Genomic DNA, 17,807 nt, shown 5'->3' with positions numbered 1-17,807 from the left:
AAGCCCATGGCCAAGATCGCACTCGAGGCGCTGACCAAGCGCTTCGCCAATTTCACCGCGCTCGCGGGGATCGACCTTGCGATCGAGCCGGGCGAGTTCGTCGGGCTGCTCGGCCCCTCCGGCTGCGGCAAGACCACGACGCTCAATATCGTCGCCGGCTTCGAGGAGCCGAGCGGCGGGCGCGTCCTGCTCGACGGCCGCGACCTCGCGGGCGTGCCGGCGAACCGGCGCGGCATGGGCATCGTCTTCCAGAGCTATGCGCTGTTTCCACACATGACCGTGGCGGAGAACATCTCCTTCGGGCTGGAAATGCGCGGGATGGGCCGTGCCGAGCGGGACCAGGCGATCCGCCAGGCCCTCGACCTCGTGCACCTCTCGGCCATGAGCGAGCGCTATCCGCGCCAGCTCTCCGGCGGCCAGCAGCAGCGCGTCGCCCTGGCGCGGGCGCTCGCCATCGAGCCGGCGCTGCTCCTGCTCGACGAGCCCTTGTCCAATCTCGACGCCAAGCTGCGCGAGGAGATGCAGGTCGAGATCCGCGCGATCCAGCGTCGTGTCGGCACGACCACGATCATGGTCACGCACGACCAGGCCGAAGCGCTCGCGACCTGCGACAAGATCGCGGTGATGGATGCCGGCCGTATCGTCCAGCTCGCCGACCCGCTGACGCTCTACGACGCGCCCGCGAGCCGCTTCGCCGCGGCCTTCGTCGGGCGCTCCTCGCAATTGCCGGCCAAGGTCACCGCCGTCGATGGGTCGATCGCGCGCCTGCGCATCGAGGGCCTGCCGGCCGAGGTCGGCGGGCGGCTGCATCGCCCCGTGCCGGTGGGCGAGGCCGTGCTGATCGCGCTGCGGCCGGAAAAGGTCCAGATCGGCGCGCCCGGAGCAGGCGCGGTCGATGGCCGCCTGCAATCGCGGGTATTCCAGGGCAGCTCCTGGCTGTTCGCGGTGCAGACGAGTGTCGGAAGCGTGCTGGTCTCCGAGCCGCATCGTGGCGCCCCGCGTTTCCAGGAAGGCGACACGGTCTCGATCGCCTGGACGCCCGAGGATGCCGCCGTGGTGCCGGAGGCCGCCCGTGACTAGCCGCAAGCGCCGCGCGCCCTATCTGCTGAGCCTGCCGGCGCTGCTTGTCTTCGCGGCGCTGCTGGTGACGCCGCTCGCCATGATAGCCGGCCTGAGTTTCCAGGCCTTTGACCTGAACACCGGCCAAATGGGTGGCTTCACCTTCGGCAACTACGCCGACACCCTGGGCGATCCCTATTACCACACGATCTTCCTGCGCACGGTCGGCATCGCGCTGGCGACGACGGCGATCTGCATCCTGATCGGCGCGCCGGAGGCCTATTTCCTGTCGCGCATGCGCGCGCCCTGGCGCTCGATCTTCCTGATCGTGACGTTGAGTCCGCTGCTGATCTCGGTGGTGGTACGCACGCTGGGCTGGGCCCTGCTGTTCGGCCGCAACGGCGTGATCAACCAGGCGCTCGCCGCGCTCGGCCTCGCCTCGGGCCCAATCCCGATGCTCTACACCGTTCAGGGCGTCATCATCGCGCTGGTCCATGTCGCGGTGCCTTTCATGGTGATCTCGGTCTGGGCCGCGCTCCAGCGCCTCGATCCCAAGGTGATCCGCGCCGCAAGCTCGCTCGGGGCGAGCGAGTTCACGATCTTCCGGCGGATCGTGCTGCCGCAGGTCATACCCGGCATCCTGTCGGGCTCGCTGATCGTCTTCGCCCTCGCCGCCAGCGCCTTCGCGACGCCGGCGATCATTGGCGGTCGCCAGCTCAAGGTGGTGGCGACCGCGACCTATGACGAGTTCCTGGGCACGCTGAACTGGCCGCTCGGCGCTGCCATCGCCATCGTGCTGCTGATCGTCAACGCCGCGATCATGCTGACCTATAACCGCATCGTCGAGCGGCGCTATCAGAGGTTTGCGCAATGAGCCGCAACGGAGCCTTCGCGGTCGCGTTCCACACGCTGTTCGTCGCCTTCATGCTGGCGCCGCTGGTGGTGGTGATGTGGATGTCGCTGACGCCGTCGAACCTGCTGTCGTTGCCGACGACCTCGTTCTCGCTGCGCTGGTTCTGGGCGATCCTGCGCCACAGCCAGTTCATCGACGCCTTCTGGTTCAGTATCCTGCTTGGCGTCCTCTCGGCGAGCCTCGCCATGGTGCTGGCCGTCCCGGCAGCGCTCGCTCTGGCGCGACATCGCTTTCCGGGCCGCGACGCTTTCGTCGCGCTCTTCCTGTCGCCACTGATCATCCCGCATGTCGTGCTCGGCGTCGCCTTCCTGCGCTTCTTCACGCAGATCGGCACGACCGGAACCTTCATCGGGCTGCTCGGCGCCCATGTGCTCGTCATCTTCCCCTATGGCCTGCGTCTCGTGCTGGCGGCGCTGACGACGAGCGACCCGGCGATCGAGCGGGCAGCGATCTCGCTCGGGGCCTCGCAATGGACGGTGTTTCGGCGGGTGCTCTTCCCGCTGATGATCCCCGGCGTCGCCGGCGGCTGGGTCATCTCCTTCATCCAAAGCTTCGACGAGGTGACGATGACCGTATTCGTCGCGACCCCATCCTCGATGACGCTACCGGTACGCATGTACCACTACATCGAGGAGTCGATCGATCCCCTGGTGGCCTCGGTCTCGACTGTCGTCATCCTCCTCACCTTCCTGCTCATGGCGGTCGTGGACCGCATCTACGGGTTGGACCGCATCCTGGTCGGCAAGGGCTGACGCCCGGCCGGCACATCCTGACCTTTCGGGGATTGGACAATGAAAGCGATCGTTGTAGGGGCCGGAGTCATCGGCTCATCGGTAGCCTATCGCCTGGCGCAGGCCGGGGCCGAGGTCACCATCGTCGAGGAAAGGCGGCCGGGCGGCGGCACCTCCAGCGTGACCTATGCCTGGGTCAATGCCTGCGAGAAGCTGACGTCGGAGGCCTATTTCCGGCTGAACTTCGCCGGCCGCCAGGCGCATGAGGACATCCTCGCCGAGTTTCCCGGCGCGGACTGGTACCACCGGCCCGGCGTGCTGCAATGGCAGGACGCGGAAGCCGAAGCCGGCGGCCGCGATGGCACCGACCCGCTCGCCAAGCTGCAGCAACTGATCGCCTGGGGCTATCCGGCCGAGGTCCTCAGCCTCGACGACGTCCGCAAGCTCGAGCCTGAGATCAATCCTGACGCGATCGGCAACGCTCCGGTCATCCACTATCCCGAAGATGGCTGGCTCGATCCCGTGCCCTATTCCGGCACCCTGGTCACCGCGGCCCAAAAGCGGCATGGCACGACGTTCGTCGAAGGCCGTGTCGACCGCCTGGTGCTGGCTGGCGAGCGCTGCACCGGCGTCGTGCTGGCCGATGGCCGGACCATCGAGGCCGACGTCGTAGTAAACTGCGCCGGCCGCTGGCTTAACGACGTCGTCCAGACACCGCAGCATCGCATTCCACTGGCGCCGACACTCGGCATCGTCGCCTATACCCCGCCGGCAGGCACGCCGCTCCGGAGCGCGTTGCGCACGCCCCTGGTGAACATGCGACCCGATGGCGGCGGGCGCTTCCTGCTGCGCTCGAACGAGCTCGACCGCTTGCTGGCGAGCGACGAAGGTGCGCTGCCGTCGCATCCGCAGGCTCAGGAATTGATGCGCCGAGCCGTCAGGACCGTTCCAGCGCTGAAGCACGTCGACGTCGAGGCGGTCCGGATCGCGACGCGACCGATCCCGAAGGACTCCTATTCGGCCGTCGGCCCAGTGCCCGGCCTGTCGGGCTACTATGCCGTGGTCAGCCATAGCGGCGTGACGCTCGGTGCCTTCCTCGGCGAGGTCGTCGCCGACGAACTCGTCAATGGGCGCGAGCGCGGCGAACTCGCCGAATTCCGCCCCAGCCGCTTCTTCAACTGAGGACGATCCGATGCGTGTCGCCATCATGGGGGCAGGCGCAGCCGCCTTCGCCGCCGCCGCCTATCTCGCCCAGAACGGGCATGACGCCGTCCTCTGGTCGCCTTCCGGCAAGAGCACGGAAGCGCTCGCCGCCGGCGCACCGCTCGTCAGCGAAGGCAAGATCGCAGGCGAGTTCCGGCCCGGCGTAGCGCCGAGCTGTGAGGCCGCTCTGATTGGTGCCGACGCCGTCCTGATCGCCCTGCCCGCGAATGGGCACAAGCACGTCATGGACGCGATGGCGCCGCTGCTGTCACCGGGGCAGCCGGTCATCATCTCCTCGCATGCCTCGCTTGGCGCCTTCTACCTGTCGCGGCTGCTCGCCGCACGCGGCGTGGAGGTGCCGATCATCGCGCTCAGCACCACGATCCTGCGCTCGCGCCGCACCGGGCCGAGCACGGTCAAGATCGCGACGATCCGCAGCAAGGTCGACATCGCAACCTTGCCCCGGCGCCTCGCCGACGAAGGGCTCGCTCTCTGCCGCGTGCTGTTCGGCGATCGTTTCCGCAGCGTCGACGGCCTGCTCGCGGTATCGCTGAGCAACGTCAATCCGCAGAGCCATATGGCGCTGGCGCTGGCTAACTTCACCCGGATGGAGAAGGGCGAAGCCTGGGGACAGAGCGAAAATCTGACCCTGGCGGTCGGCCGGTTGCTCGAAGCTATCGACGCCGAACGGCTGGCTCTGGCCGCCGCGTTCGGCCTAACGGTCAGGACGATGCGCGAGCACTACTCCCTGACGTATGGGGTGCCGGACGCGCCGCTCGGCGAAACCTCCCGCATGCTGGCTGAGACCCAGCCGACGACGCTGGGCCCGGCTACCATCGACACACGCTACACGCTGGAAGACGTCCCGTTCGGGCTCTTGCCGCTCGCCGAGCTTGGGCGGCTGGCCGGCGTGCCGATGCCGCTGCACGAGGCCGGGCTTGCTATCTTTTCCGCGCTCTATGGGCGAGATCTCGCACAGGACAACGACATTCTGCCCGAACTTACAAGGAACGGTCTTTCGCGCGAGCAGCTGCTGGCATGAGCTTGATGGCGTTCGAGGCCGGGATCAAGGTCGAGGCTGGCAATATCCGTTTTCGACGAACGTCCGCTTCCGGTCGATCGTCCATCGTCTGGAAGTGGCACAACGCACTCGCTTGTGGACCGAGGCATAGTGGTGCCGAGGGCAGCTTTTTCGGGCAGCACTCCGACAGTGGTCTTCAGTGTCCCGCGGTCGTCAGTCCGCGGCGTGCACGAAACATCGAACGTCGACGCGCCCCATCCGGCGAAAGGTGAACCCGAGATCGAGTTGCCCTCCTGGTTCAGGTAGATCCTGGATGTCGAGCATCATCATATGAAGTCGACCAGGCGCGAGGCGGACGGCCGCGCTGGAGGCAAGAGACAGCGGAAGCCCTTGTCCAGCCTGAAGCTCGTGATGTCCCAACGCAGCGGTGCGATGCGCCCTCGCGTCATGGATCGCGATACGTTCCGTGAGTGTGCACGCGATAGACACCAGTTCGTCGTCGTTCACCCCGACATTCTCGATATCCATGAAGGCAGCGAGAGCATTCTCTTCGGCCATCGCCTTGCGAACGAAGAGGCGCTCGATCCGGATATCGCCGGCGGTCACCGCGGCAAACGGAAGATCGGGCTCGGCAAGGCTGCCATCGGCGTGCCGCAGCCTCGCACCTGGCTTCAGGGCCCATTCCACAAGAGGCGGGCCGCCGCGTCCGAAGTGCTCGTCGGCGATGCGGTCGATCCCCTCGGGCGAGAGCTGTCCGTACCAGATGTTGTCCGGCTGAACCGCAACCAGGGGCGCGAAATTGCACGGACCCTGACAGTTGGTACGCAGGCAGAGCAGAGGCTCGTCGTTCAGGCCGTCGGGCTTGTGCGGCCCGAAGCGCCGGCGCAGCCTGTCATAGATCTCGAAACCGCCTGCCTGGGCGCAGCGTGGGCCGAGGCAGACGAGCGCAACGCGCGCAACATCCGGTATCCGCGAGGCGCCCGCCTTGATCTTGAGCGGCTTGATCGCGACCCTGACATCGTCGCGCGACAGCGCCCGCTCGAAAGCGGACGCGACGGGAACGAGCAGATCGGCGACACCGTCGACGGGATCGGCAAGCACCACGCGCATCGAACCGGCGCCGTCGGCGGTCCATCGGCTTAGCCAGCGTCCGAGCCATCCGCGCAGGTTGCGGTCGAAGGGCACGATCACCGGAATGACGACGCAGGAACCGATGCCCTCGGCAAGCAAGGCGCTCAGCACGGTTTCAAGCGACGGCGCCGACATTTCCGCGAATGCGATCTCGACGCGCCCGACGAGGCCGCGCGTGACGAGTTCTCTGCCGATTTCGGCGAGGCTGCGCTTCTGCTCGCCGAGCGGCATGCCGCGCCCCAGCAGGATCGCGACTTCGAAGTCACCCGCAACAACGGGGTTGTCAGAGCCGGGGATGAAAGTCGGATTCTGTGCCGAAATCGTCATGACCTTTGCTCTCCGGGACCATGGTGGTGCGGCACGATCACCGGAACGGCACCGCCAACGCCATCGGGCAGACGGAGATGGTGCATCGGCACGTCGTAGAGACGTGAAAGCTGGCTCTCGCTCAGGGCGGTTTCGACGCTCCCCAGCACCGCCGGTGCATCGGCGAGGAGCAACAGCGCCTCGTCCGCTGCGAAAAGCGCGTGATTGGGATCATGCGTGGTGAAAACGATGGTCATTGTCCGGCTGCGGCGCAATTCGTGGAGAAGGCGCAGCAGTCGACCCTGGTTCTTGAGATCGAGCGCCGATCCGGGCTCGTCCAGGACCAGGAGCTTTGCTCCGGTCGCGAGCGCCCTCGCCAGCAGGCCCATCTGCCGCTCACCGCCGGACAGTCGATCGAAGGGCTTCGTAGCGAGATCGGCGATGCCGATCCGTTCCATCGCCGCGTCGGCCGCACGATAATCCTCGGATTTCGGTTGCCCGAAAAGGCCGATCCTGGCGCAGCGCCCCATCACGACGACGTCACGCAGGGCGTATGGTGCGTGCGAAGCCAGCAATTGCGGGACATAGCCGACACGCTCCGGTGCGTCCCGCCTCCCCTCCGCGAGCGATTGGAAGCCGAGGAGCGCGTGGAGCGCGGTCGTCTTGCCGCGGCCGTTGGGGCCGAGAATGGCTAGGCTGCGTCCGGGCGCGACAGTGAAATTCAGGTTCCGAAAGATCCATCGCCCGCCGAGATGGACTCCGGCCCCGTGCAACGCGACCGTCATACCCCTCGCTCCCCGTAATGCCGACGCAAGAGCAGCGCGAAGATCGGGGCGCCTACGATCGCAGTCAGGATGCCGAGCGGAATCTCGGCCGTGGTCGCCGTCCGCGCCAGCGTATCCGCGACGACCATGAAAGTCGCGCCGAGCAGAGCGGAGACCGGAAGCGCGAGCCTTTGATCATGGCCGACGAGAAGCCGACTGATGTGGGGAATGACGAGCCCGACCCAACCGATCACGCCGCTGACGGCAACCGATGAGGCGACCACCACCGCGACGAGGCCGAAGACGAGCCAGCGTTCACGCTCGGGCCTGGCGCCGAGGCTGCGCGCCTCGTTCTCGCCGAGCGCGAGGACGTTGAGGCGAAACCGCAACGCGAGGAGCACGAGCGTGCCGATCAGCATGCCGGGAGCCGCCAGCCAGACCCGTTCCCAGGTCGCTCCGGCCAGGCTTCCCATGAGCCAGTAGACGATCGCGGGCAGCGAGCCGTTGGGGTCCGCGACGAACTGGATCAGCGAAACCAGTGCGGTAAACAGAGCCCCGACAACGAGGCCCGCCAGCAGCACCGTCACAGGCTCCGTGCGCCCATTGATGCGGGCGATCCAGCCGACGACAACGAGCGCACCGAGCCCGCAGGCAAAGGACAAGCCCAGTAACGGTAAGCCGGATATCCCCAAGAGGATGGCAAGCGCCCCGCCGAACGCCGCCCCGGGAGAGATGCCCAGGATCTGCGGCGAGACCAGCGGATTGCGGAAGACGCTCTGCAGCGCTCCACCGCAGACGGCGAGCCCTGCGCCGGCGAACATCGCCAGGAGCAGGCGTGGCAGCCTGACCAGCAGCACGATGCGCTCTTCCATCAAACTCGGCGCCGCGAGCGGATCTAGGATCGCCACTCCGATGATCGCGAGCGAGCGCGATGGGCTCACCGGAAACTGCCCGGCGCAGAGACCGACCAGCACGGCGGCAGCGAGCAGGCCGATCAGCCCGCTGCCGACGAGCACGCGCCGCGACCAGCGCTTCGGACCGGCGATGTCGGCAGTAGTAGCGAGCGCCATGTCAGCGCGTCCTCAGCCGATCATAGCCTGCGGCTGAAGCGTGGATCGGCAGGCGCAGAATGCCGTCGATATCGGCATCCGAGGGATCGTAGGCGTAGAGCTCCTTGAAGCTCCCGCGGATCTCCTTGCGCAGGTCGAAGGAGAAGGCCTCCGGATGAAGCAGGTTCGCCAGCCACATCCAGGTCAACGGCGATTCCTGGTTAGGCGGGTCCCAGCGATAACCACCGAGCGGATACTTGTAGACGCGCTTCGCCCGCGCCGCCGCCGTCTGGGACAGGATCGGATCCTTGTAGATGAACTCCGGCGTCAGGTCCTGCTCGAAACCATTGAGCAGGATCACGTCCGGATCCCATACGGCGATCCGCTCCCGGTTCACCGGCATGATGTTGTTCAGCTCCGCGGCGACGTTGCTGCCACCAGCAAGCCGGATCGAGGTGTCCTCGTAGCTGCCGGTGCCGGCTGCGGTCAGGTTCGTCAACGCGTTCTGGATGTGCAGGACCTTCGGCCGGGCGGTCGGCGCGATGGCCTTCGCCTTCCCTGCGATATCGGCCTCGACCCGTTCGCGCCAGGCGATGTTGGTCGCTGCACGCTGCGGCTTCCCGACGGCTCTAGCGGCGAGCGTGATGTAACGCCGCGCGTAGTCCTCGGTGCCGTAACGGATCAGCAGCGTCTCGAGACCGGCATTGGTGAGCGGTTTGACGATATCGTCCCCTCGTCCGCCCCACTGAATAACGAGGTCCGGCCGCGTCGCCGCCAGCGCCTCGACATTCGGCATGAAGTTCTGCCCTGCGATATCGGCCGGGATCTTGGCGGCCTCAGGAAATATCTTGCCGAGGATGCCTTCGAGGACCGCGCTCTTGGCGACCTGGTTCATGCCGGCGAGACGTTCCGTGCCCTGGCCCATCGCGATGACGATGGAGGCCATCGGGATCGGGATCGCGGCAACGCGTTCGGCAGGCTTCTCCAGCCGAACGTTACGTCCCTCCAGGTCGGTGAGCGAGATCGGCTCGGCACGGGCAGGCCCCGCCAAGCAGGAGATCGCCAAGCCAGTGAGCAAGGCCCGCTTCGGATCGATCGCGAATGCCATGGAATTCCCCGGATATCGGTGCAACGGCGTCACTCCCAGCTCAGCGCGCCGCCGTTCTGGTACTCGATGACGCGGGTCTCGAAGAAGTTCTTCTCCTTCTTCAGATCCATCGCCTCGCTCATCCAGGGGAACGGGTTCTCGGTCTCGGCGAAGACCGGGGATAGGCCAAGCTGGGCGCAGCGGCGGTTGGCGATGAAGTGCATGTATTGCTCGCAGAGCGCCGCGTTCAGCCCGAGGAAGCCGCGCGGCATCGTGTCCCGCCCATAGGCGGCTTCCAGCTCAGCCGCGTCCCGGATCATGCCACGGACCTCGTCCTGGAAGGCCTTGGTCCAGAGGTGCGGGTTCTCGATCTTGATCTGGTTGATCACGTCGATGCCGAAGTTGAGATGGATAGACTCATCACGCAAGATGTACTGGTACTGCTCGGCGATGCCGACCATCTTGTTGCGCCGGCCGAGCGAGAGGATCTGCGCGAAGCCGGTGTAGAACCACATGCCCTCGAAGATCACGTAGAAGGTGATCAGGTCGCGCAGCAGCGCCTGGTCGTTCTCGGGCGTCCCCGTCCGGAACTCCGGGTTCTCGATGTTCTGCGTATGCTTGAGCGCCCAGGCCGCCTTGTCAGTGATCGAGGGCACCTCCCTGTACATGTTGAACAGCTCGCCCTCGTCGAGGCCGAGGCTCTCTACGATGTACTGGAAGGTGTGCGTGTGGATCGCCTCCTCGAAGGCCTGGCGCAACAGGTACTGCCGGCATTCAGGGTTGGTCAGGTGCCGGTAAATCGCCAGCACGATGTTGTTGGCGACGAGGGATTCAGACGCCGCGAAGAAGCCGAGATTGCGCTTGAGCATGCGCCTCTCGTCCTCGGAAAGCCCGTCCTTGGACTTCCACAGCGCGATGTCGGCCTGCATCGAGACCTCGGTCGGCATCCAATGGTTGTTGCAGCCGGCGAGGTACTTCTCCCAGGCCCATTTGTACTTGAGCGGCAACAACTGGTTCAGGTCGGCGCGCGCGTTGATCATGCGCTTCTCGTCGACGGTGACGCGCCCGCCATTGCGGTCGATCTCGCCGAGGCCGGTGGCATCGGCGGCGGAGGATGGGTTGGTCAGGATGGCGGGGTTGGCGACAGACGCCGGCTTGGTGTCGGACCAGTCGAGCATGGGGTGTTCCGTTCTTGATTTGATGGCGCGGGTGCCCCGGGGTGTCTCCCAGGGCACGGTGTGCTGAGGGTGGCGAACGAAGCGCTACTGACAGGCTTCGCAGGTGGGATCGTCGATCGAGCAGGCGTTCGGCACGGCCATGCCGTTCTCCAGCGGGATGTCGATGATGATCGGCGCTGCGGCCTTCGCCGCGACCGGCACCGTGGCCGAGACCGCGTTGAGCTTCCCGTCGGTGCCCTTGAGCGTCGATTTCTCGACATGGGTCGCCGACAGCGCGCGAAGGTAATAGGTCGTCTTCAGGCCGAGCCGCCAGGCGAGCCGATAGGCCTCGTCGAGCTTCCGGCCGGAAGGCTGCGCCATGTAGAGATTCAGCGACTGGCCCTGGTCGATCCATTTCTGGCGGCGGGCGGCAGCGCGGATCAGCCACTCGGTCGGGATCTCGAAGGATGTCGCGTAGAGTGCCTTGAGATCGGCCGGCACGCGGTCGATCTGGCTGACCTTGCCGTCGTAGTACTTCAGGTCCGAGACCATCACCTCGTCCCAGAGCCCCCGCGCCTTCAGGTCACGGACGAGCCCGGCATTCACCACCGTGAAGTCGCCCGACATGTTCGCCTTGACGTAGAGCTGGCTATAGGACGGCTCGATCGACTGCGAGACGCCGACGATGTTCGAGATCGTCGCGGTCGGCGCGATCGCCATCGTGTTGGAGTTGCGCATGCCGGTGGTCTTCACCCGCTCGCGCAGCCCCTCCCAATCGAGCGTCGGAGAGCGGTCGAGTTCGACATCGCCGTCGCGAGCCTCCGAGAGGATATCGAGCGTGTCGATCGGCAGGATGCCCTTGGACCAGAGCGAACCCTCGAAGCTCGGGTAGCGCCCGCGCTCGGCGGCGAGATCGACTGAGGCCGAGATCGCATGGAAGCTGATCACCTCCATCGAGGTATCGGCGAAGGCGACAGCCTCCTCGGACGCCGCCGGCAGGCGCAGGCTCTGCAGCGCATCCTGGAAACCCATCAGGCCGAGACCGACCGGGCGGTGGCGCAGGTTCGAGCGGCGGGCTTCGGGAATCGTGTAGAAATTGATGTCGACGACATTGTCGAGCATGCGCATTGCGGTCGTCACGGTGCGGGCGAGCCGCGCCTGGTCGAGCCCTTCGGCGGTGACATGCGCCACCAGGTTGACCGAACCGAGATTGCAGACCGCGACCTCGTCGGCCGAGGTGTTGAGCGTGATCTCGGTGCAGAGATTGGAGGAATGCACCACGCCTGCATGCTGCTGCGGCGAGCGAAGATTGCAGGCGTCCTTGAAGGTGACCCAGGGGTGCCCGGTCTCGAACAGCATGGTCAGCATGCGCCGCCAGAGATCGAGCGCCTTCACCCGCTTGAAGACCTTGATCTGGCCAGCGGCCGCCTTGGCCTCATAGCCCTCGTAGGCAGTCTTGAAAGGCTTGCCATAGAGGTCGTGCAGGTCCGGCACCTCGTCGGGCGAGAACAGCGTCCAGTCGGCGCCGGCTTCGACGCGCTGCATGAACAGGTCGGGAATCCAGTTCGCCGTGTTCATGTCGTGGGTGCGGCGGCGGTCGTCGCCGGTGTTCTTGCGCAGATCGAGGAACTCCTCGATGTCGACATGCCAGGTCTCGAGATAGGCGCAGACCGCGCCCTTGCGCTTGCCGCCCTGGTTGACCGCGATAGCGGTGTCGTTGGCGACCTTCAGGAACGGCACGACGCCCTGGCTCTCGCCGTTGGTGCCCTTGATATGGGCGCCCAAGCCCCGCACCGGCGTCCAGTCGTTGCCGAGGCCGCCGGAATATTTGGCGAGCAGCGCATTGTCCTTCACCGCCTTGAAGATGCCGTCGAGGTCGTCGGCGACCGTGGTCAGGAAGCAGGAGGAGAGCTGCGGACGCAGCGTGCCCGAATTGAACAGGGTCGGCGTCGAAGCCATGAAGTCGAAGGATGACAGCAAGTCGTAGAATTCGATCGCGCGCGCCTCGCGGTCGATCTCGCGCAGCGCCAGCCCCATCGCGACGCGCATGAAAAAGGCCTGCGGCAGCTCGAAGCGATTGCCCCGGACATGCAGGAAGTAGCGGTCGTAGAGTGTCTGGAAGCCGAGATAGTCGAACTGGAGGTCGCGTTCGGGTTTCAGTGCTCCGGCGATGCGGGCGATGTCGAAACGGCCGAGCTCGGGATCGATCAGCTCGTTCTCGATGCCGGTCTTGAGATAGGCTGCGAAATAATCGCCATAGCCGGCGGCCATCTCTTCCTGCGTCGCCTGCTCGGCATGGCCGTGGACGAAGCTCAGCGCCTCGCGACGGAGCTTGTCGAGCAACAGCCGGGCCGAGACCTTGGCGTAGTTGGGCTCACTCTCGATCAGCGTGCGGGCGGCGAGGATCGGCGCCAGCGCCAGTTCGTCGAGCGAGATGCCGTCATAGAGGTTGCGGCGGGCTTCCGTCAGGATCGGCTCGGCCGAGACGCCGTCGAGGCCGGCGCAGGCCTCGCGCACAACCTTGTCGAGGCGAGCAGCGTCGAGCGCCACCAGCGCGCCGTCTGCGAGCTTCATCCGCAGGGCCGGCGTGATCGGGGCCGCAGGCTTCGCCTCGGCCTGGGCCCTGGCCCGCTCCGCCGCACGCTCGGCGCGATAGAGCACATAGGCGCGGGCGACCTTGTGATGCTCGCCACGCATCAGCGCGAGCTCGACCTGATCCTGGACGTCCTCGATATGGAAGGTACGGCCGTTCGCGGCGCGACGGGTCAGTCCCGCCACGACCTGCTCGGTCATCTCCGCGACGGCTTCGTGGATGCGACGCGAGGCAGCGGCGTTCGAGCCCTCGACGGCAAGAAACGCCTTGGTCAGCGCGACCGAAATTTTCGACGGATCGAACGGCGTCACCGCGCCGTTGCGGCGGATGAGCTGGTAGCCCGGTTCCGTAGCAGCGGGGCCGACAGATGCAGTCGGCATCGTCAGAGGCAGCAGCCCGGGCCGTTCGGCTTCGAGAGAAAGAGACATGGCATCAACCCCAAGATGTTGGGGGCAAAGGCCAAAGCGGACGCTTGGAGAAGGTGCGCAAACGGGGATGCCCGCAGCGACCTGCCAGCGCACCACCGGGACACCCCGCCCGAGGACGTTCAACGAGGTCGCGGCAGGTCTCCTGGCTCGCGGATCATCGTTCGTGCCCGTCTTCCCAAGGCCTTGCGACCTCAGTGACCTACATGGACGCGAACTCACCGCTGACAGTTGCGGGGGCAGCGCCGGCTTCTCACCGGCTTCCCTCTTAGCTCTCGATCTTGCGATTCGAGAGACCATCGACCACCAGATTTAGTGGCCAACGCCTTGCAAGTGTCAATCGCTCGTATCGAGCTTGCTTCCGGCTGTGAAGAATGGGGATTGGTCGTTTCAGCATGCGAACGATCTGGCTCCCGCGATTCAGCGACGATTTCGGGCACTGTCCTCAACAGCGCGATTTTCTCGGGCGGATGAAGCAGGAAATGAATTGCCTGCCGTCCACGTCGAAATGAGCCGCCGCCGAAGACTGGCAGCCGCCCGTCCCGGGTCCATCGACGCTCCGCGGACGTGATCCCGAGCAAGCCTTCGACCACGCGAGGATGAGCTTCTTCTTTCGAAAACGATCGCCCCAAAGGCAACGGCACTCATGAGCTCCAGGCGACAAGGGAGGCCATCCTGCGAGACGTAGCCTTCAGCTCCTCCTCACGATGAGGAGCGAAGGCTCCGTCCGGTCAAGCCACAAAGCCAGGACAACCGCTACCGCTCGGCCGGGATCGAATAGGTCCCAGTAGCGTGGCAGACGATCTCGCTCTCGCCCTGCGAGTAGAGGGAGACCTCGCCGATCGCGAGGCGCTTGCCGAGCTTGAGCAGCCTCGCCTGCGCGATCAGCGCCGCCTGCCCTGGCTTGCGCAGGAAATTGTAGTTGAGGCTGGTGGTCACCGCGAGCGCGACAGGGCCGATCTGCCCGAGGATCGCGACATAGAGGGCGAGGTCGGCGAGCGCCATCATGGTCGGGCCGGAGATCGTGCCGCCCGGCCGCAGGTGCCGCTCATGATAGTCGCAGCGCATGCGGGCGCTGAGCGGCCCGACCTCCTCGACGAAATAGGTCCGCCCGCCATAGTGCAGCTGCGGGAAAATGCGGTCGAGATAGGCCTCGATCTCCGAGGCGCTCATGCGTGTCGTCATCGTGCGGAAAACCGAAGGCTGGCAGGACGCTCCTCCCCTTGCAGCATGGCCGCTGCACTCCGACAATAGGGAGAACTTCGAAAGGCCCATGCCATGAACGCCCATATCCGGCCCGATGCCGCGCCGGTGCTGCTCCGCCAGGATGCCGACGGCATCGCCACGCTGACGCTGAACCGCCCGCAGGCCCGCAACCCGCTAAGCGAGGCGATGCTGGCCGCGCTAGCGGAGAACTTCACCGCGATTGCGGCCGACCGCAGCGTGCGGGCGGTGGTGCTTGCGGCCGCCGGCCCGGTCTTCTCGGCCGGGCACGATCTCAAGGAGATGAGCGCGCGGCGCGCCGATTCCGATCGCGGCCGCGCCTATTTCGCCGACATTCTCGGGCGCTGCTCGCGGGTGATGCAGCAGATCACCGCCCTGCCCCAGCCGGTCATCGCGGCCGTCGAAGGCACCGCGACCGCGGCCGGCTGCCAGATCGTCGCCAGTTGCGACCTCGCAGTCGCCGGCGAGGATGCAAGGTTCAGCACACCCGGCGTCCATATCGGCCTGTTCTGCTCGACGCCGATGGTCGCGCTATCGCGCAACCTCTCGGCCAAGCACGCGATGGAGATGCTACTGCTCGGCGAAATGGTGCCGGCGCGCGAAGCCGCACGGATGGGGCTGGTCAACCGCGTCGTCCCGGCGGGCGAGGCCCTCGCGGGCGCACGGGCACTGGCGGCGATCATCGCCTCCAAGTCGGCCGCCACGATCAAGACCGGCAAGCGCACCTTCTACGAGCAGCGCGAAATGGGGCTGAAGGCGGCCTATGACCATGCGAGCGCGGTGATGGTCGAGAACATGCTGGCGCGCGACGCCGAGGAAGGCATCGGCGCCTTCATCGAGAAGCGGCCGCCGGTCTGGGGCCAGTCGTGACGCGGCAGGCCAGCCCCGATCGACCGGCCTGCCGGAAAGCCGGCCGCCGGAACCTCCGGCGGCGCGGCTAGCGCGATGCGTCCGTCAGAAGCCGAAGGAGATGAGCGCCATCTCCGATGCGGGCGTCGCCTCCTCCTGCGGCCGCCTCCTCGGCTCCGCTTCGGGAGTGTGATCCGCCGGCAATTGCAGGACGGTGGCCGTCTGGCCGTCCGACAGGTTCGTCACCAAGACAATCTGCCCGTCGGGCAGTTCGAGCGCGTCATGGTGGACATAGGGCTTGTCGAGATCGACCTGGCGGAAGCGCGCGACCGTGGCCGCGAACTTGCGATGCGGCAGGAAGCCGACCAGGCGGTCGCATTCGATATCGGCCGCGAAGGCCAGTTCCGTGCCGGGCAGAACGCAGACCGCGACATTCGGATCGCCCGCGGCGCAGAAGCCGCGCGTGCTCGAACCGATGAAGCTGGTCGTCTTGAGGACATCGCCGACCTTGGCTGGGGTCGACATCACATGCTGCAGACTATAGTCGCACATGGCAGGCCCTCCTCTCTGAGAAGACTGGGATTGCCTCTCCAGTCCCACTCGATCAAACGAGCATGGCGAAGCTGTGTTCCAGATACCGACCGGCTGCGCCGGAAAAATCGCGAACGCTCGCAACCGCCTCGATTTGCTAGGATTTTTTCTCCGTGAATCACGACTCCTATGATGATGCGCTCATTCGCCGCATTCTGCGCGAGGTGAAGACCGTGGCCCTCGTCGGCGCCTCCGCCAACGAGGCCCGCCCGAGCTGGATCGTGACCAAATACCTGCTCGACCGCGACTACGAGGTCATTCCGGTCAATCCCGGGCTCGCCGGCCAGACGCTGCTCGGCCGGACGGTCTATGGCTCGCTGAAAGACATCCCCGGTCCGGTCGACATGGTCGAGATCTTCCGCAACTCGGAAGCCGCCGGCCCGATCACCGACGAGGCGCTGACGCTCGATCCCTTGCCGAAGGTGATCTGGATGCAGCTTTCGGTGCGCAATGACGAAGCCGCGGCGCGGGCCGAGGCGAAGGGCCTCACCGTGATCATGAACCGCTGCCCGAAGATCGAGTATGGCCGGCTCTCCGGCGAGATCGGCTGGCAGGGCATCAATTCGCGCATCCTGTCGTCGAAGAAGCCGGCGCTCTCCGGAAAAGGCTTCCAGAAGCTGACGATCAACCGGCCGGGGACGTAAGCCCGGCCGCCGCCCCTTTCCTCGCGGCAGGCAATCGCTAAGCTCCCCTCTCCCGTGCCCCGCCGGAGAAGGACGATGCCGCTTCTCGACCGCCGTTCGTTGCTGCTCGCCGGGATGGCGAGCGCGCTCGGCGCCGGTAGCGCCCGTGCCGCCTTCCCCGACAGGCCGATCCAGCTCGTCGCGCCCTTCGCCCCGGCGGGTGGCACCGACATCGCGGCGCGCCGCCTCGGCGAGACGCTGGCTGGGAAACTCGGCGGCTCGGTGATCATCGACAATCGCCCCGGGGCGAATGGAATCGTCGCCGGGCAGGCGGTGGTGAAGGCTCCGGCCGACGGCCACACCCTGCTCGTCGCGACCGCCGCGAGCTTCGCCGCAGCTCCGGCTCTCGGCCAGAAGCTGCCCTATGACGTCGCGCATGACTTCGCGCCGGTCGCGATGCTCGGCCTTTTCCCTCTGGTGCTGAACGCTTCGCCGACGCTCCCGGTCAGGACGCTCGCCGAATTCATCGACTATGCGAAGCAGCGGCCGGGTCAGCTCAATTTCGCCTCGGCCGGCATCGGCGGCACCAATCACCTGGTCTTCGAGATGATCATGCAGGCGACCGGGATCCGGCTGGCGCATGTGCCCTATCGCGGCGCAGGCCTCGCCGCCGCCGACCTGATCTCCGGCCAGGTCCAGGTGATGATCGACAGCCTCGCCGCCAGCCTCGGCAATCTCCAGGGCGGCAAGCTCAAGGCGCTCGGCGTCACCACGCAAGCGCGCCAGCCGCAGCTCCCCGATCTGCCGACGCTCAGGGAACAGGGCGTCGACGTCGTCTATCCCGGCTGGGCCTCGATCGTCGCACCGGCAGGCACATCGTCTGAGACGCTGCGCACCCTCAACGGCGCGATCAACGAGGCCATGGCCGATGCGACGCTGGTCACCCGCTATCGCGAGCTGGTCATCGAGCCGGTGGCCTGGAGTGCCGAGGAGACTGGCGCCTTCATGGCCCGCGACCGCGCGGCGCTAAGCGAGCTGGTGGCAAAGACCGGCATCAAGCTCAGCGAATAGGCGGAGCAAG

The 17,807-nt window shown here is 66.3% G+C and carries 16 protein-coding genes and 1 riboswitch; of the genes, 8 read left to right on the top strand and 8 right to left on the bottom strand.

Translation table 11 applies throughout. The features are described 5' to 3' along the window. The first annotated feature begins 6 nt into the window (after positions 1-6). Genes DK26_RS16265 through DK26_RS16245 form a run of 5 tightly spaced genes read left to right on the top strand, consistent with a single transcriptional unit; the run spans position 7 to position 4,948 of the window. Positions 7-1,080 (top strand): ABC transporter ATP-binding protein, encoded by a 1,074-nt coding sequence (locus DK26_RS16265; protein ID WP_066474612.1) that lies wholly within the window; start codon positions 7-9, stop codon positions 1,078-1,080. Further along, entirely contained in the window at positions 1,073-1,933 is an 861-nt protein-coding gene (locus tag DK26_RS16260) for an ABC transporter permease (RefSeq protein ID WP_248309996.1), read from the top strand. The genes DK26_RS16265 and DK26_RS16260 overlap by 8 nt, the downstream gene beginning before the upstream one ends. Beyond that, positions 1,930-2,724 (top strand): ABC transporter permease, encoded by a 795-nt coding sequence (locus DK26_RS16255; protein WP_066474607.1) that lies wholly within the window; start codon positions 1,930-1,932, stop codon positions 2,722-2,724. Before DK26_RS16260 ends, DK26_RS16255 begins: the two co-directional genes overlap by 4 nt. A gap of 39 nt (positions 2,725-2,763) precedes the next feature. Continuing rightward, positions 2,764-3,885 (top strand): FAD-binding oxidoreductase, encoded by a 1,122-nt coding sequence (locus DK26_RS16250; RefSeq protein WP_066474605.1) that lies wholly within the window; start codon positions 2,764-2,766, stop codon positions 3,883-3,885. 10 nt (positions 3,886-3,895) lie between these two features. Beyond that, positions 3,896-4,948, top strand: coding sequence for an NAD/NADP octopine/nopaline dehydrogenase family protein (locus DK26_RS16245; RefSeq protein WP_066474604.1), 1,053 nt, complete (start codon positions 3,896-3,898; stop codon positions 4,946-4,948). 192 nt (positions 4,949-5,140) lie between these two features. On the opposite strand, the gene DK26_RS16240 is transcribed toward DK26_RS16245, so the two are convergent. From DK26_RS16240 to DK26_RS16210, 7 genes are all read right to left on the bottom strand, one after another. Next, positions 5,141-6,385 (bottom strand): copper chaperone PCu(A)C, encoded by a 1,245-nt coding sequence (locus DK26_RS16240; protein ID WP_066474603.1) that lies wholly within the window; start codon positions 6,383-6,385, stop codon positions 5,141-5,143. Beyond that, on the bottom strand, positions 6,382-7,149 hold the full coding sequence (locus DK26_RS16235) for an ABC transporter ATP-binding protein (protein WP_066474602.1): 768 nt from the start codon (positions 7,147-7,149) through the stop codon (positions 6,382-6,384). The genes DK26_RS16240 and DK26_RS16235 overlap by 4 nt, the downstream gene beginning before the upstream one ends. Further along, entirely contained in the window at positions 7,146-8,198 is a 1,053-nt protein-coding gene (locus DK26_RS16230; protein WP_066474600.1) for an iron ABC transporter permease, read from the bottom strand. Before DK26_RS16230 ends, DK26_RS16235 begins: the two co-directional genes overlap by 4 nt. A 1-nt stretch (position 8,199) precedes the next feature. Further along, entirely contained in the window at positions 8,200-9,285 is a 1,086-nt protein-coding gene (locus DK26_RS16225; protein WP_066474598.1) for an ABC transporter substrate-binding protein, read from the bottom strand. Positions 9,286-9,314: 29 nt separating this feature from the next. Beyond that, a complete protein-coding gene (locus DK26_RS16220) occupies positions 9,315-10,442 on the bottom strand; it encodes a ribonucleotide-diphosphate reductase subunit beta (protein ID WP_066474594.1) in 1,128 nt (375 codons plus the stop codon). An 84-nt stretch (positions 10,443-10,526) separates the two neighbouring features. Beyond that, positions 10,527-13,442 (bottom strand): ribonucleoside-diphosphate reductase subunit alpha, encoded by a 2,916-nt coding sequence (locus tag DK26_RS16215; protein ID WP_066474591.1) that lies wholly within the window; start codon positions 13,440-13,442, stop codon positions 10,527-10,529. Positions 13,443-13,556: 114 nt separating this feature from the next. Then, a riboswitch (cobalamin riboswitch) is annotated at positions 13,557-13,755 on the bottom strand. Positions 13,756-14,195: 440 nt separating this feature from the next. Beyond that, positions 14,196-14,612, bottom strand: coding sequence for a PaaI family thioesterase (locus DK26_RS16210; RefSeq protein ID WP_248309995.1), 417 nt, complete (start codon positions 14,610-14,612; stop codon positions 14,196-14,198). 105 nt (positions 14,613-14,717) lie between these two features. Here DK26_RS16210 and DK26_RS16205 point away from each other — a divergent pair, with 105 nt between their 5' ends. Beyond that, entirely contained in the window at positions 14,718-15,533 is an 816-nt protein-coding gene (locus tag DK26_RS16205; protein ID WP_066474588.1) for an enoyl-CoA hydratase, read from the top strand. A gap of 84 nt (positions 15,534-15,617) precedes the next feature. Here DK26_RS16205 and DK26_RS16200 read toward each other — a convergent pair whose 3' ends face one another. After that, a complete protein-coding gene (locus DK26_RS16200; RefSeq protein WP_248309994.1) occupies positions 15,618-16,064 on the bottom strand; it encodes a hypothetical protein in 447 nt (148 codons plus the stop codon). A gap of 152 nt (positions 16,065-16,216) precedes the next feature. Between DK26_RS16200 and DK26_RS16195 the strand changes: the two genes are divergently transcribed. Then, complete coding sequence (locus DK26_RS16195; RefSeq protein WP_066474585.1) at positions 16,217-16,747, top strand: CoA-binding protein; 531 nt, start codon at positions 16,217-16,219, stop codon at positions 16,745-16,747. A gap of 75 nt (positions 16,748-16,822) precedes the next feature. Next, positions 16,823-17,797: a tripartite tricarboxylate transporter substrate binding protein gene (locus tag DK26_RS16190; protein WP_066474582.1), complete on the top strand. Its 975-nt coding sequence runs from the start codon at positions 16,823-16,825 to the stop codon at positions 17,795-17,797. Positions 17,798-17,807 lie beyond the last annotated feature (10 nt).

Source organism: Allobosea sp. WAO, assembly GCF_001509835.1.
Taxonomy (GTDB): domain Bacteria; phylum Pseudomonadota; class Alphaproteobacteria; order Rhizobiales; family Beijerinckiaceae; genus Allobosea.
The sequence above is the reverse complement of the archived record's forward strand: the minus strand, read 5'-3'. Positions and strand labels throughout refer to the sequence as shown.